This window comes from Pseudomonas sp. PDM04, assembly GCF_014851765.1.
Classification (GTDB): Bacteria; Pseudomonadota; Gammaproteobacteria; order Pseudomonadales; family Pseudomonadaceae; genus Aquipseudomonas.
The window spans coordinates 563,861-576,789 of sequence record NZ_JACVAI010000002.1 but is presented as its reverse complement, the minus strand read 5'-3'; the positions used below and the strand labels follow the sequence as shown (position 1 = coordinate 576,789).

Genomic DNA, 12,929 nt, shown 5'->3' with positions numbered 1-12,929 from the left:
CGGGGTGTTTGAAACCGGCATGGCGCGTGACTTCACCGTTTAATCCTTTCCCGAAGGCTGGAACAGAAAACCTGGCGATGAGTTTTACCATCCAGCGCCGGTTCGCAGAAGAGCCGTCACCCACGACACCCACCCGGGTCGGTGTCGTGGGTTTATCTTACCGGGACACGACAGCTGCCACTGGCATCCGCAGAGCCCGCCTCATCAGCCAGTAGTAAGTGAGGGCCGGCACCAGCAGGCCGACGAGCCAGGCCAGGTCCACGCCGGCCAATGCGCTGGCCATCGGCCCTACGTACAGCGTGGTGTTCATGAACGGTATTTCCAGGACGATCGCCAGCAGGAAGCTGCCGCAGGCGATCCAGTTGATCCGTCCGTAGATCCCGTTCAGGTTGAAGATGTCATCGATTCGGTATTGGCCTTTGCGCAGGCAGTAGTAGTCCACCAGGTTGATCGCCGTCCAGGGGATCAGGAAGTAGCTCATGAAAAAGATGAAGTTGAGGAAGAAGCTGACGAAATCGTCCTGGCCGATGGTGCACAACACCGTGGCCAGCAGGCTGATCATCAGCATGAACAGGCCGCGCACCCGGGGTGTGACCTTGAAGCGGGCGAAGGGCTCGATCACGGTGATGGTCGACATGAACGCCCCGTACAGGTTGAAGACGTTGATCGAGACCTGACCGTACAGGATGAACAGGAACAACAGCAACGCGCCGCCGCCGAACAGCCCGGCGACGTGGCCACCGACATTGCTGGAAAAATCTGCGATGCCGACGCTGAGGATGGCGCCCAGGATCATCATCCATGCACCACCACTGACGGTGCCGGCGTAGCTGAACCAGAACACCCTGGCGGTCGAAGTGGCACTGGGCAGGTAACGCGAGTAATCGGCGACATAGGGCGCGTACGACAACTGCCAGGTGACCGCGATGCTCACCCCCAACATGAACTTCGACAGCGAAAAACCAACAGGGAGCCACTGTTCGGCCGGTATCGGTAGCTGCAAGGCCAGCAGCGTTGCGCCAACGAACACCAGCAGCGAGAGCAGTGACAGCCACTTCTGCAGGCGATGGATCAGCCGATAGCCGTACAGCGCAACCACAAAGCACAACGCGCCGATCAGGTAGACGTTGGCGTTCGTCGGCAGTGGGCTTATCGACGCCAGTGCCTGGGCGGCCAGCAGAGTGTTGCTGACGAAGAAGCCGAGGTAGATGAGCATCACGAACAGCAATGGCAGGACGGCGCCGAGCACACCGAACTGCGCGCGGCTCTGGATCATTTGCGGAATGCCCAGTTTCGGGCCCTGGGCGGAATGCGAGGCCATGAAAGCAGCCCCCAGCAGCGAACCGATGAGGATTGCCAGGGCGCTCCAGAACAGATTGAGCCCCATCACCACCGGTAATACGCCGGAGGCGATGGTGGTGATGTTCATGTTGGCGCCGAACCAGATGAAGAACAGCGAGCCGGGCTGACCATGACGCTCGGCTTCGGGGATGAAATCGATGCTTCTTTTTTCGACGTTCATGGCGATCACTCCTGAGTCCGGGCGAGGTGGGATTGCAAGCGGGCGAGCGCGCTTTCGAACTCGTGCGGTTGATGCGCGAAGAAGTCCGGGCGCGGCGGCTTCAGGCTCAGGTAGTCGAGGCGCTGGAAAGCCCGCAGGCATTGTTCGCTGGTCAGGATTTCCAGCGAGTAAACCCAGTTGGCCATGATCAACAATGCGCTGTGATGCCCGGCCAGGGTGGTCGTGGTGCAGGCGTCGCTGACCAGGCCAATGTGATAACCCAGGGCGAACGCATCGAATACGCTGGTCAGCACGCAGACATCGGTGAGCACTCCGCAGATGAACAGCGTGTCGATGCCTTGCGCCTTGAGACGGGCATCCAGGTCGGTACGGTGAAACGCGCTGTAGCGGCCCTTGTCCACCATCCACTCATCGGCTCGTGGCGCCAGGGCTTCGAGGATCTCCACTTGCCAGGTGCCGGCGCGGTAGCTGTCGGGCCCACCGTCGGCGGCGCAGGGTTCACCGCGGGGCAGGTCGCTGCCGTCGGCCTGGTTGATGTGGCGGGTGAAGATGACGGGCATCCGCTGCCGGCGGGCAGCGTGCAGGAGGGTCGCGACGTTGGCCACGACGGTGTCGACGTGTTCGAGGACGAAGCTGTCCTCCTGCTGCATATCGATAATCAGCAGCGCATTGTTTTTATTGTTCATTGGGTCAACCTGTTCAAGTCATAAACACGGTGCAACGCACAGTGCCGCGAAGGCGCTGTGATGCGTGAAGAGGTGTTCGATGCTTAGTGAACGGGTTGCCAGAAGCCGTTTTGCTTGGCGCAAACGCTGGCGGGGAGGCGCTTGAGATGGATGTGCGAAGCGGTCCATTCGCCGCGCAGGTAGGCCTGCTCGGCGCCGGAGGGCAGGGTGATCGAGGGGGGATGATCGTTCAGCATTGGAATCGATCCTGCACGTCATTCAGCCCCCGGGCTTCGCGTCCGGGGGCAGGTCATGAACTCAGCGGAAAGCCGGGATCACGTGTTTGATGAACAGCTCCAGGGACTTTTTCTTTTCCGCGTGGGGCAGGCTGTTATCGCACCAGAAGCTGAATTCGTCGACACCCAGTTCCTGGTAGTACTTGATGCGCGGAATGATTTCTTCCGGGGTGCCGATCATGGCGGTCTTGTGCAGGCTGTCCAGTTCGAACTCCGGACGACCGGCGAACTTCTCTTCCGGGCTCGGGGCGAGGAAGCCGTTGACCGGCGTTTGCTTGTTGCCGAACCAGGCATCGAAGGTGCGGTAGAACTTCGAGATCGCCTTGGCCCCGACTTTCCAGCCTTCGGGATCATTGGCTTCATGGACATGGGTGTGACGCAGGACCATCAGTTGCGGGCGCGGCACGCCCGGGTTGTTGTCCAGCGCGGCCTGGAACTTGTTCTTCAGGTCGAGCACTTCCTCGTCGCCTTTCATCAGCGGCGTGACCATCACGTTGCAGCCGTTGGCCACGGCGAAGTTGTGCGAATCCGGGTCGCGGGCCGCGATCCACATCGGCGGGTTCGGCTGCTGGATGGGTTTGGGCACGCTGGTGGAGGTCGGGAATTTCCAGATGTCGCCATCGTGGGCGTAGTCGCCCTGCCACAGCGCACGCACCACCGGCACCATTTCGCGCAGGGCCTGGCCGCCGCTCGAGGCGGGCATGCCACCGGCCATGCGGTCGAATTCCACCTGGTAGGCGCCACGGGCCAGGCCGACTTCCATGCGGCCATTGCTGATCACGTCGAGCAGCGCGCATTCACCGGCGACCCGCAGCGGGTGCCAGAACGGCGCGATGATGGTCCCGGCGCCCAGGTGAATGGTGGTGGTCTTGGCGGCCAGGTAGGCCAGCAGCGGCATCGGGCTTGGCGAGATGGTGTATTCCATGGCGTGGTGTTCGCCAATCCACACGGTGCTGAAACCACCGGCTTCGGCCAGCAGGGTCAGTTCGGTCAGGTCTTCGAACAACTGGCGGTGGCTGACGCTTTCGTCCCAACGTTCCATGTGTACGAACAGGGAAAATTTCATGACGCTACCTCGAATCTCTTGTGGTCGCCCCGTCGACTGCGGGGCTGTTGATTATTGGTATACCATAATACCAATTAACTGCAAATTTTTTGCTGCTCGACCGGTGGGAGCGAAAAGGGGCTTCAGGCCAGCACGGGCAGGGCGCCCATCTTGCCGTGGCAGTACACCAGCGGGCCGGCGTTTTGTTGCGGCACGATCAGGTTCTTTACCGCGCCGACCATGATTGCGTGGTCGCCCCCTTCATATTCGCGCCACAGCTCGCACTCGATCACCGCCGTGGCGTTGGCCAGGATCGGATTGCCCAGCTCGCTCAACGTCCATTCGATGCCTTGGGCCTTGTCCTTGCCTTTGCGCGCGAACGCATAGGCTTCGCTTTGCTGGCCGCCGGACAGCACGTGGATGGCGAAACGCTTGTTCCTGATCAGGACCGGGTAGGAGTCGGAGCTGTAGTTGGGGCAGAACAGCACCAGGGCCGGGTCCATGGACAGCGAGCTGAAGGCGCTGGCGGTCAGGCCGACGATTTGCCCGTCGTCATCGAGCGTGGTGATCACGGTGACCCCGGACGGAAACGAACCCATCACTTGTTTGTAGATGGCGGCATCGATCATGGGACGGTCCTCTGGCGGTGAAGCGGGTTTTTATGAATTTGTAGGTATGATGGTATACCGTAATACGTCGTTTGCAAGCGCTTTTTCAGACGTGCCGATAAACGTCAGGAGCTGCGGTGTGGGCCAATGATTACAGGGGTTCCAATAGTTTTTTGTCGCCGGTCATTCGTCAGGAAAGCGTATCAGGGGACGTTTTAAACACCGGATCAGCCTTGTCAAAAGCTTGGAATACCATAATATGGCTCGCATCTGAGGGGGGCCACAGAGCACCCCCGGTTTGGCTTCGTACAACTATAAGATCAGACAAACTCGAGTTCATGCACATGTCCCAGATGTCCCGGCAAGACCCCCTGATCGAGAATCACACGGTCGATTACGTCCCACTCGCGGAACGCCACGGGAAGGCCCGCGACCTGTTCACCTTATGGTTCAGCACCAACATCGCGCCGCTGCCCATCGTCACCGGCGCCATGGTGGTCCAGGTGTTCCACCTCGACCTGTTCTGGGGGCTGCTGGCGATTGCCCTGGGGCACATGATCGGCGGGTTGGTGATCGCCCTCGCTTCAGCGCAAGGCCCGCGCATGGGCATTCCGCAGATGGTGCAGAGCCGTGGCCAGTTCGGTCGCTACGGCGCGCTGCTGATCGTGTTCTTCGCGGCGATCATCTACATCGGGTTCTTCATTTCCAACATCGTGCTGGCTGGCAAGTCGATCGTCGGGATTGCCCCGTCGGTGCCGGTGCCGGCGAGCATCCTGATCGGTGCCCTCAGCGCCACCGCCATCGGGGTGATCGGCTACCGCTTCATCCACACCTTGAACCGCATCGGCACCTGGGTCATGGGCAGCGCGTTGCTCGCCGGGTTTCTCTACATCTTTGCCCATGACCTGCCGGCGGACTTCTTCACCCGTGGCGGTTTCAACCTGTCGGGCTGGCTGGCGACGGTGTCGCTGGGGATCATCTGGCAGATCAGCTTCTCGCCGTACGTGTCGGATTACTCGCGCTACCTGCCGGCCGACATCGGCATCGTTCGCCCATTCTTCGCCACGTACCTGGGCGCCACCCTGGGCACCATCCTGTCCTTCGCCTTTGGCGCAGTGGCCGTGCTGGCGACCCCGCAAGGCACCGACGCGATGGCCGCGGTCAAGCAGTCGACCGGCTGGCTGGGACCGATCCTGATGGTGCTGTTCCTGCTCAACATCATCAGCCACAACGCCTTGAATCTGTATGGCGCGGTGTTGTCGATCATCACCTCGATCCAGACCTTCGCCAGTCAATGGACCCCGAGCATCAAGGTGCGCGTGGTGTTGTCGAGCGTGGTGCTGGCCGGCTGCTGCCTGGTGGCGCTGGGGGCGACGGCGGACTTCATCTCGCAATTCATCGGCCTGATCCTGGCCCTGTTGCTGGTGCTGGTGCCGTGGGCTTCGATCAACCTGATCGACTTCTACCTGATCAAGCGCGGCTGCTACGACATCGCGTCGATTTTCCGCGCTGATGGCGGGGTTTATGGCCGCTTCAACCTGCATGCGATCGTGGCGTATTTCATCGGGATTATCGTGCAGCTGCCGTTTGCCAATACCTCGCTGTACGTCGGGCCGTATGCGAACCTGGTGGAAGGCGCGGATTTGTCCTGGCTGGTGGGCCTGGTGGTGACTTGCCCGCTGTATTACTGCCTGGCGACGCGCGGCGAGACTCAGCCAGCGAGCAAGGCGGCGCGCCTGGGCTACACCGACTGACTGCGATTACTGGGGTTGGGTGCGGTTCTCCTTGCGGGTGAGGATCAGGCTCAACCCCACCGACCCCAGAATCACCACGCCCACCACCGCCAGCGACCATTCCACAGGCAGGTGGAACCACGGCATGAGCGTCATCTTCCCGCCGATGAACACCAGCACCAGTGCCAGCCCATACTTGAGCAAATGAAAGCGGTCGGCCATGTCGGCGAGCAGGAAGTACAGGGCTCGCAGGCCCATGATCGCGAATATGTTCGAGGTGAAAATGATGAACGGGTCGGTGGTGACGGCGAAGATCGCCGGGATGCTGTCGACCGCGAACATCAGGTCGCTGGCCTCGATCAGCACCAGCACCAGAAACATCGGCGTGGCCCAGCGCACACCGTTGAGCACCACGAAAAAACGTTCGCCGTGAAAGCCAGGGGTGATGCGCATGTGGCCGCGTATCCAGCGCAGCAACGGATTGTTGTCCAGGTCCGGTTGCTTGTCGGCGAACATCAGCATCTTGATCCCGGTAATGATCAGGAACACGCCGAACACATACAGCAGCCAGGTGAACTGCGAGACCAGCCAAACGCCGGCGAAGATCATTGCCGCGCGCATCACGATTGCCCCGAGTACGCCGTACAGGAGCACGCGACGCTGTAACGGCGGGGGCACCGCGAAATAACCGAAGATCATCACGAACACGAACATGTTGTCGATCGACAGCGACTGTTCGATCAGGTAACCGGTGAGGAATTCGAGGGTTTTGTCGCGGGCAATCTCGGCGCCGAACTCAGCGTTCAGATACCACCAGAGCAGACCTGCAAATGCCAGGGCCAGCAGGCACCAGGCAATCACCCAGCCCCCGGCTTCGCGGACGGACACCCGATGGGCCTTGCGACCACCGAAGACAAACAGATCCAGGGCCAGCATCGCCAGTACGAAGACGATGAAGGCGCCCCACATCCAGGGCTCACCGATACTGATGTGCGTGGCTGGCATGGCGCTCTCCCTGACTGAACCGTTTGTGGGTAGACGGCGCCATGCTAGCGAAAGGGTTGTGCGGGAGAAAAATCGTTTATTTCGTCGCAGTCATTCGGTTTTTCCGAAGTGTTGCTCGTGTTGTCAATGATCAGACGGCTTGTCTGGCCGTCTGTGGTGACTGCACATTCATCGCGAGCAGGCCAGCGCCCACAGGTTTTGCGGTGAAAGCCAGGGGCAGTCGGATTGAAAAAAAAGGCCGCCACAACCCGACGTTGTGGCGGCCCGAGGGGGACGCTGTGATCAATGGGCGCCAGCGGCCTTGTTCAAGTCGCTTTCGGCCCACTCGGTGTACACGCAGGCATCGGTCGTGGCCCAGCGCACGCGCACCGGATCGCCAGCCTTGAGCGGCATGCCCGCCGCTGACAGCGCCTTGACCGTCATCGAGGTGCCGCCCAGGGTTTTCACCGTGCAGGTCTGGCTTTCGCCCAGGAACAACACTTCGCCGACAATCGCCGACACCTGGTTCCAGCCTGCCGCCAGCGGTTCCTGGGCGGCTTGTTCGACACTCAGCGCCAGCGCCTTTTCCGGGCGCACCATCAGCAGCACATCCTGATCGGTCTGCAGCCCGGGCGTCAGGCGGATGGACAGCGACTGGCCTTCGAACGATGCCACGGCATTGCCCTGGGCCTTGAGCTTGAGGAAGTTCGAGTTGCCCAGGAACGACGCCACAAACGCATTCGGCGGGTTCTGGTACAGGTCATAGCCACTGCCCAGGCCGACGATCTTGCCGTGGCTGAAAATCGCAATGCGCTGGGACAGGCGCATGGCTTCTTCCTGGTCGTGGGTCACGTAGACGATGGTGATGCCAAGGCGCCGGTGCAACTGACGCAATTCGTCCTGCAGGTCTTCACGCAACTTCTTGTCGAGCGCACCGAGCGGTTCGTCCATCAGCAGGATACGTGGCTCATAGACCAGCGCCCGGGCGATGGCGACGCGTTGCTGCTGGCCGCCGGACAATTGCGAAGGGCGGCGATGGGCGAAGGGTTCGAGTTGCACCAGCCTGAGCATGGCATCGACCCGGCGTTCGCGTTCGGCGCTGTCCAGCTTGCGGATCGCCAGCGGGAAGGCGATGTTGTCGCGCACCGACAGGTGCGGGAACAACGAATAACGCTGGAACACCATGCCGATGTCGCGTTTGTGCGGCGGCACGTTGACCAGGGATTTGCCGTCGACCAGGATTTCGCCGCTGCTGGGCGTTTCAAAGCCGGCGAGCATCGACAGGGTGGTACTTTTGCCCGAGCCGCTGGAGCCGAGGAAGGTGAGGAATTCACCCTCCTTGATGTCCAGCGCGATGTTGTCCACGGCGGCGAATTCGCCGTAGTACTTGTTCAGGTTGCGCAGGCTGACCAAGGGTTGGTCATTTGCCTGCGCGGCATCTTTGATCACTGCACTCATGTCGTTCTCCTGGCGCTCAAACGCTGATTTCATTGCGCCGGCGAAGGGCGGCGGCGATCACCATGACCAGGACCGAGAGGCCGATCAGCAGCGTCGAGGCGACGGCGATCACAGGCGTCAGGTCCTGGCGCAGGGTGGTCCACATTTTCACGGGAAGGGTTTGCAGGGTCGGGCTGGCCATCATCACGCTCAGCACCACTTCGTCCCACGAGACCAGGAAGGCGAAGAGGGCGCCGGCCACCATGCCGGGACGGATCGCCGGGAAGGTCACCTTGAACACCGCTTGCAGGCGCGAGGCGCCGCAGATCACCGCCGCGTCTTCGATCGACTGATCGAACAGTTTCAGCGAGTTGATGATCGAGATGATGGTGAACGGCAGCGCCACGATCACATGGCTGACCACGAAGGCGAACATCGTCCCGGTGTAGCCCAGCTTGAGGAACAGCGCGTACACCGCGACTGCAATGATCACCAGTGGCACGATCATCGGCAGGGTGAACAGGCCGTAGAGCATTTCCCGTCCGGGAAAGCGTCCGCGCACCAGGGCAAACGCGGTGGGCAGGCCAAGCGCCACGGCGAAGAACGTGGTCAGCACCGCGACCTTCAGGCTGGCCATGGCCGCGTTCATCCAGTCGGCATTGGAAAAGAACTGGCCGTACCATTTCAGCGTCCAGCCCGGCGGTGGGAACACCAGCCACTGGGAGGAGCCGAACGACAGCAGCACGATGAACACGATGGGCAACAGCAGGAACAGTGCGATCAGGCCCGTGGTGAAATACAGGCCGAAGCGCATGCGCCGGCTCATCGCATTGGGAGTCAGGAGCATGACGGCTTACCTCGCGTTGCTGGCGCCAACCGGGGATTCCGGCTGAAGCTTCAGGTAGAAGTAGAACAGCACCAGCGTGATGACGATCAGCAACGCGGCGCCGGCGCTGGCCAGCCCCCAGTTGAGGAACGATTGCACCTGCTGAATGATGAACTCGGGCAGCATCATGTTCTGCGCACCGCCCAGCAGGGCCGGGGTGACGTAGTAACCGAGCGACATCACGAACACCATCAGGCCGCCGGAGAACAGCCCCGGCCGGCACAGCGGCAGGAACACCCGGAAGAAGTTGGTCCACGGGCTGGCGCCACAGATCGAGCCGGCTTGCAGGATCATCGGGTCGATGGCCTGCATGGTCGCCTGCAGGGGCAGTACGATGAACGGGATCATGATGTAGCTCATGCCGATCACCACGCCGGTCAGGTTGTGCACCATCTCCAGCGGTTGATCGATGATGCCCATCGCCATCAACGCCTTGTTGATCACCCCGGAGGCTTGCAGCAGCACCAGCCAGGAATAGGTGCGGGCGAGGAGGCTGGTCCACATCGACAGCAGCACGATGTTGAGGATCCAGCGCCCCCAGCCACGGGGCACGAGGGTGATCGCCCAGGCCAGCGGAAAGCCCAGCAGCAGGCTGAACAGGGTCACCAGCCCGGCCACCGAGAAGGTATTGATCAATACCCGGGCGTACGCGGAGTTGGCGAACAGTTGTTCATAGTTGCCAAGGCCCGGCACCGGTTCGAGCACGCCGCGCAGCAGCAGGCCGATCAGCGGTGCGAGGAAGAACAGGCCGAGGAACAGCAGCGCCGGGATCAGGTTGCTCGAGCCGCGCCAGCGCTGGGCCAGGCTTGGGCTTTGATTGGCCATCGCCGCTTTGCCGGGTACGGCCCCGAGGGCGCCAGCGGCGCCCCGGGTCGGCGTGGATGCCGTCATTTTCATTTGACCAGCCATTCGTTCCACCGTGTCGCGATGGCTTGACCGTTCTTGGCCCAGTACGCGAAATCGAGAGTGATTTGATCCTTGGCATAAGCGGTCGGCAGGTTAGGGGCCAGCACCGAATCCAGGCGCGCCACGCTGTCGACGTTGACCGGGGCATAGGCGGTCAGGTTGGAGAAGTCAGCCTGTCCCTTGGCACTGCTCGCGTTGGCCAGGAATTTCATGGCCGCGTCCTTGTTCTTCGAACCCTTGGGCACGACCAGGATGTCGGCCATGACCAGGTTCTGTTTCCAGCTCACGCCCACCGGCGCGCCATCTTCCTGCAAGGCGTGGATGCGGCCGTTCCAGAACTGGCCCATGCTCGCTTCGCCCGAGGCCAGCAGTTGCTGCGACTGCGCGCCGCCGCCCCACCAGACGATGTCTTTCTTGATGGTGTCGAGTTTCTTGAAGGCGCGGTCCAGGTCCAGCGGATAGAGCTTGTCGGCGGTGACGCCGTCGGCCAGCAGCGCCAGTTCCAGCACGCCAGGGCTTGGCCATTTGTAGAGGGCGCGTTTGCCGGGGTAGGTCTTGGTGTCGAACAGCGCGGACCAGTCCTGGGGTTTGCTGGCGCCGAGCTTGCCTTCGTTGTAGCCGAGGACGAAGGAGAAGAAGAACGAGCCGACGCCGTGGTCGGAAACGAATCGTGGATCGATCTTGTCGCGCTGGATGACAGAAAAGTCGAGGGGTTCGAGCAGGCCTTCGGCGGCGGCGCGCAGGGCGAAGTCGGCTTCGACGTCCACCACGTCCCACTGCACGTTGCCGCTTTCGACCATGGCTTTGAGTTTGCCGTAGTCGGTCGGGCCATCCTGGACCACGGTGATGCCGGTGGCCTTGCTGAACGGGTCGGCCCAGGCCTGCTTCTGTGCATCCTGGGTGCTACCGCCCCAGCTGACGAAGTTGACGCTTTCGGCCGCCATCGACGCCTGGCTGGTCACGCTCAGCAGTCCCGCAAAAAGTACTGCGGTTGCACGTTTGTTCAACACCATTTTCACGCCCTCATTGTTGTGTTTATGAGCGGGGCTTTTATGCCCGCCTATCGGGAGCAGTAGGTCCGTGCGGCCCCTGAAGGATCGTCCGGTCTATGGAATATCATATTATGGTATTCCAAACTTTGTGCAAGCATTTTGCCTTACCGGCTATCTGCTGGGCCGGTTTTTTATCTTCGATCTGTATTGCCTTGAAACGCCCAATCTCCGTGGGAGCGAGCCTGCTCGCGATCGCGGTGTCTCAGACGAAGCCGTACCGACGGCAGTCCCTTATCGCGAGCAGAATCGCTCCCGCAACGGGTGGCGTAGCGTCATCCCGTGAAAGGAATACTCTCCACCACTTCCAGGTCATATCCGGTCAAACCGGCATACTTCAGTGGCGGGCCCAGGTGCCGCAGCTTGCCCACGCCGAGGTTTTGCAGGATCTGCGCGCCCGTCCCCACTTCAGAATAGATCCGCGATTGCGAGCGGCTGAACTGCCGGGGCGGCTGGGTCAGTTGCGGCACCCGTTCGAGCAGCGCCTGGGATGATTCGTGATTGGCCAGCACCACCACCACGCCGCGACCTTCCTCGGCCACCCGTTGCAGGGCGGCCCACAGCGTCCAGTTGCTGGGGCCGCTGTAGTCGGCGCCCACCAGATCGCGCAGCGGGTCGATGACGTGCACGCGCACCAGCGTGGGTTCGTCCCGGCGCAGCTCACCCATCACCATGGCCATGTGGACACCGCCTTCGATGCGGTCCTCGAACGTAATCAGACGAAAGGTGCCGTGCACCGTCGGCAATTCGCGTTCGCCGATGCGCACCACCGTGTGTTCGGTGCTGAGGCGATAGTGGATCAGGTCGGCGATGGTGCCGATCTTGATCCCGTGTTTGCGCGCGAACACCTCCAGGTCGGGGCGGCGGGCCATGGTGCCGTCGTCGTTCATCACTTCGACGATCACCGAGGCGGGGGTCAACCCGGCCAGGCGCGCCAGGTCGCAACCGGCTTCGGTGTGGCCGGCGCGGGTCAGCACGCCGCCTTCCTTGGCGCGCAGCGGGAAGATGTGCCCCGGTTGCACCAGGTCGGCGGGGCCGGCACCCGCCGCGACGGCCGCGGCAACCGTGCGCGCGCGGTCAGCGGCGGAGATGCCGGTGGTCACGCCGACGGCGGCTTCGATGGACACGGTGAAAGCGGTGCTGAACACGCTGCCGTTGCTCGGCACCATCTGCTCCAGGCCGAGGCGCTGGCAGTGATCGTCGGTCAGGGTCAGGCAGATCAGGCCGCGCGCTTCCCGCGCCATGAAGCTGATGGCCTCGGCCGTGCAGCAGTCGGCCGCGAGCAGCAGGTCGCCTTCGTTTTCCCGATCTTCGTCGTCCACCAGAAGCACCATCTTGCCTTGGCGATAGTCTTCGATGATTTCTTCGATGCTGTTGAACGCCATGTTGAACTCTCGATGTTTGATGGGGATACTTTGTGGTATACCATAATACAAAATAAACCGAGAGGTCACTATGAAGGCGTACTGGATAGCTCACGTGGATGTCACCGATCCCGATCAATACAGTCACTACACCCAGCGGGCGCCAGCGGCTTTCGCGCTGTACGGTGGCCGGTTGCTGGCCCGGGGCGGGCGCAGCCAGGCGATGGAAGGTCGACCGACACCGCAGCGCAGCGTGGTCATCGAGTTCGATTCCTACGAGCAGGCGCTGGCGTGCTACCAGTCCAGTGAGTATCAGGAGGCCAAAGGGCACCGCGAAGGCGTGGCGCGGGCGGAGGTGATCATTGTCGAGGGCGTGGCGCCGCTCTGATCAACACTAAAAAACGTTGTGGGAGCGAGCCTGCTCGCGATGACGG

12 protein-coding genes and 2 pseudogenes are annotated in these 12,929 nt (G+C 61.8%); 3 read left to right on the top strand and 11 right to left on the bottom strand.

What is annotated here, in order from left to right; genetic code table 11:
* Nucleotides 1-157: 157 nt before the first annotated feature.
* The 5 genes from IB249_RS09480 to IB249_RS09460 all read right to left on the bottom strand — a co-directional run bounded on the left by IB249_RS09480 (nucleotide 158) and on the right by IB249_RS09460 (nucleotide 4,157).
* Nucleotides 158-1,522 carry a purine-cytosine permease family protein gene (locus IB249_RS09480; RefSeq protein ID WP_192303884.1) on the bottom strand — a complete coding sequence of 455 codons (1,365 nt, stop codon included), beginning with the start codon at nucleotides 1,520-1,522 and terminating at the stop codon, nucleotides 158-160.
* A 5-nt stretch (nucleotides 1,523-1,527) separates the two neighbouring features.
* On the bottom strand, nucleotides 1,528-2,208 hold the full coding sequence (locus IB249_RS09475) for an isochorismatase family cysteine hydrolase (RefSeq protein WP_192303882.1): 681 nt from the start codon (nucleotides 2,206-2,208) through the stop codon (nucleotides 1,528-1,530).
* Between the two features lie 83 nt (nucleotides 2,209-2,291).
* The gene (locus IB249_RS09470) at nucleotides 2,292-2,444 is read right to left on the bottom strand and encodes a hypothetical protein (RefSeq protein ID WP_192303880.1); all 153 of its coding nucleotides are present in this window, start codon (nucleotides 2,442-2,444) and stop codon (nucleotides 2,292-2,294) included.
* 61 nt (nucleotides 2,445-2,505) lie between these two features.
* Nucleotides 2,506-3,549 carry an LLM class flavin-dependent oxidoreductase gene (locus IB249_RS09465; RefSeq protein ID WP_192303878.1) on the bottom strand — a complete coding sequence of 348 codons (1,044 nt, stop codon included), beginning with the start codon at nucleotides 3,547-3,549 and terminating at the stop codon, nucleotides 2,506-2,508.
* A 122-nt stretch (nucleotides 3,550-3,671) separates the two neighbouring features.
* Entirely contained in the window at nucleotides 3,672-4,157 is a 486-nt protein-coding gene (locus IB249_RS09460) for a flavin reductase family protein (RefSeq protein WP_192303876.1), read from the bottom strand.
* Nucleotides 4,158-4,480: 323 nt separating this feature from the next.
* Here IB249_RS09460 and IB249_RS09455 point away from each other — a divergent pair, with 323 nt between their 5' ends.
* Nucleotides 4,481-5,890, top strand: coding sequence for a purine-cytosine permease family protein (locus IB249_RS09455; protein ID WP_192303874.1), 1,410 nt, complete (start codon nucleotides 4,481-4,483; stop codon nucleotides 5,888-5,890).
* 6 nt (nucleotides 5,891-5,896) lie between these two features.
* Here the strand turns inward: IB249_RS09455 and IB249_RS09450 are convergent, their stop codons facing one another.
* Entirely contained in the window at nucleotides 5,897-6,874 is a 978-nt protein-coding gene (locus IB249_RS09450) for a TerC family protein (RefSeq protein ID WP_192303872.1), read from the bottom strand.
* Nucleotides 6,875-7,130: 256 nt separating this feature from the next.
* On the opposite strand from IB249_RS09450, the pseudogene IB249_RS30100 reads away from it, so the two are divergent.
* A pseudogene (locus IB249_RS30100) lies at nucleotides 7,131-7,301 on the top strand (hypothetical protein); the annotation flags it as partial.
* On the opposite strand, the pseudogene IB249_RS09445 reads toward IB249_RS30100, so the two are convergent.
* The 5 genes and pseudogenes from IB249_RS09445 to ribBA form a co-directional block, all read right to left on the bottom strand.
* Nucleotides 7,223-8,311: pseudogene (locus tag IB249_RS09445) on the bottom strand (ABC transporter ATP-binding protein); the annotation flags it as partial. The pseudogenes IB249_RS30100 and IB249_RS09445 sit on opposite strands and share 79 nt — an antisense overlap.
* Nucleotides 8,312-8,327: 16 nt before the next feature.
* Nucleotides 8,328-9,137, bottom strand: a complete 810-nt coding sequence (locus tag IB249_RS09440; protein ID WP_192303868.1) for an ABC transporter permease — start codon at nucleotides 9,135-9,137, stop codon at nucleotides 8,328-8,330.
* A gap of 6 nt (nucleotides 9,138-9,143) precedes the next feature.
* Nucleotides 9,144-10,073: an ABC transporter permease gene (locus IB249_RS09435; protein WP_192303866.1), complete on the bottom strand. Its 930-nt coding sequence runs from the start codon at nucleotides 10,071-10,073 to the stop codon at nucleotides 9,144-9,146.
* Nucleotides 10,070-11,095: an ABC transporter substrate-binding protein gene (locus IB249_RS09430; protein ID WP_192303863.1), complete on the bottom strand. Its 1,026-nt coding sequence runs from the start codon at nucleotides 11,093-11,095 to the stop codon at nucleotides 10,070-10,072. Before IB249_RS09430 ends, IB249_RS09435 begins: the two co-directional genes overlap by 4 nt.
* A 311-nt stretch (nucleotides 11,096-11,406) precedes the next feature.
* The gene (gene ribBA / locus IB249_RS09425; protein WP_192303861.1) at nucleotides 11,407-12,516 is read right to left on the bottom strand and encodes a bifunctional 3,4-dihydroxy-2-butanone-4-phosphate synthase/GTP cyclohydrolase II; all 1,110 of its coding nucleotides are present in this window, start codon (nucleotides 12,514-12,516) and stop codon (nucleotides 11,407-11,409) included.
* Nucleotides 12,517-12,586: 70 nt separating this feature from the next.
* Here ribBA and IB249_RS09420 point away from each other — a divergent pair, with 70 nt between their 5' ends.
* Complete coding sequence (locus tag IB249_RS09420) at nucleotides 12,587-12,883, top strand: DUF1330 domain-containing protein (RefSeq protein ID WP_192303859.1); 297 nt, start codon at nucleotides 12,587-12,589, stop codon at nucleotides 12,881-12,883.
* Nucleotides 12,884-12,929 lie beyond the last annotated feature (46 nt).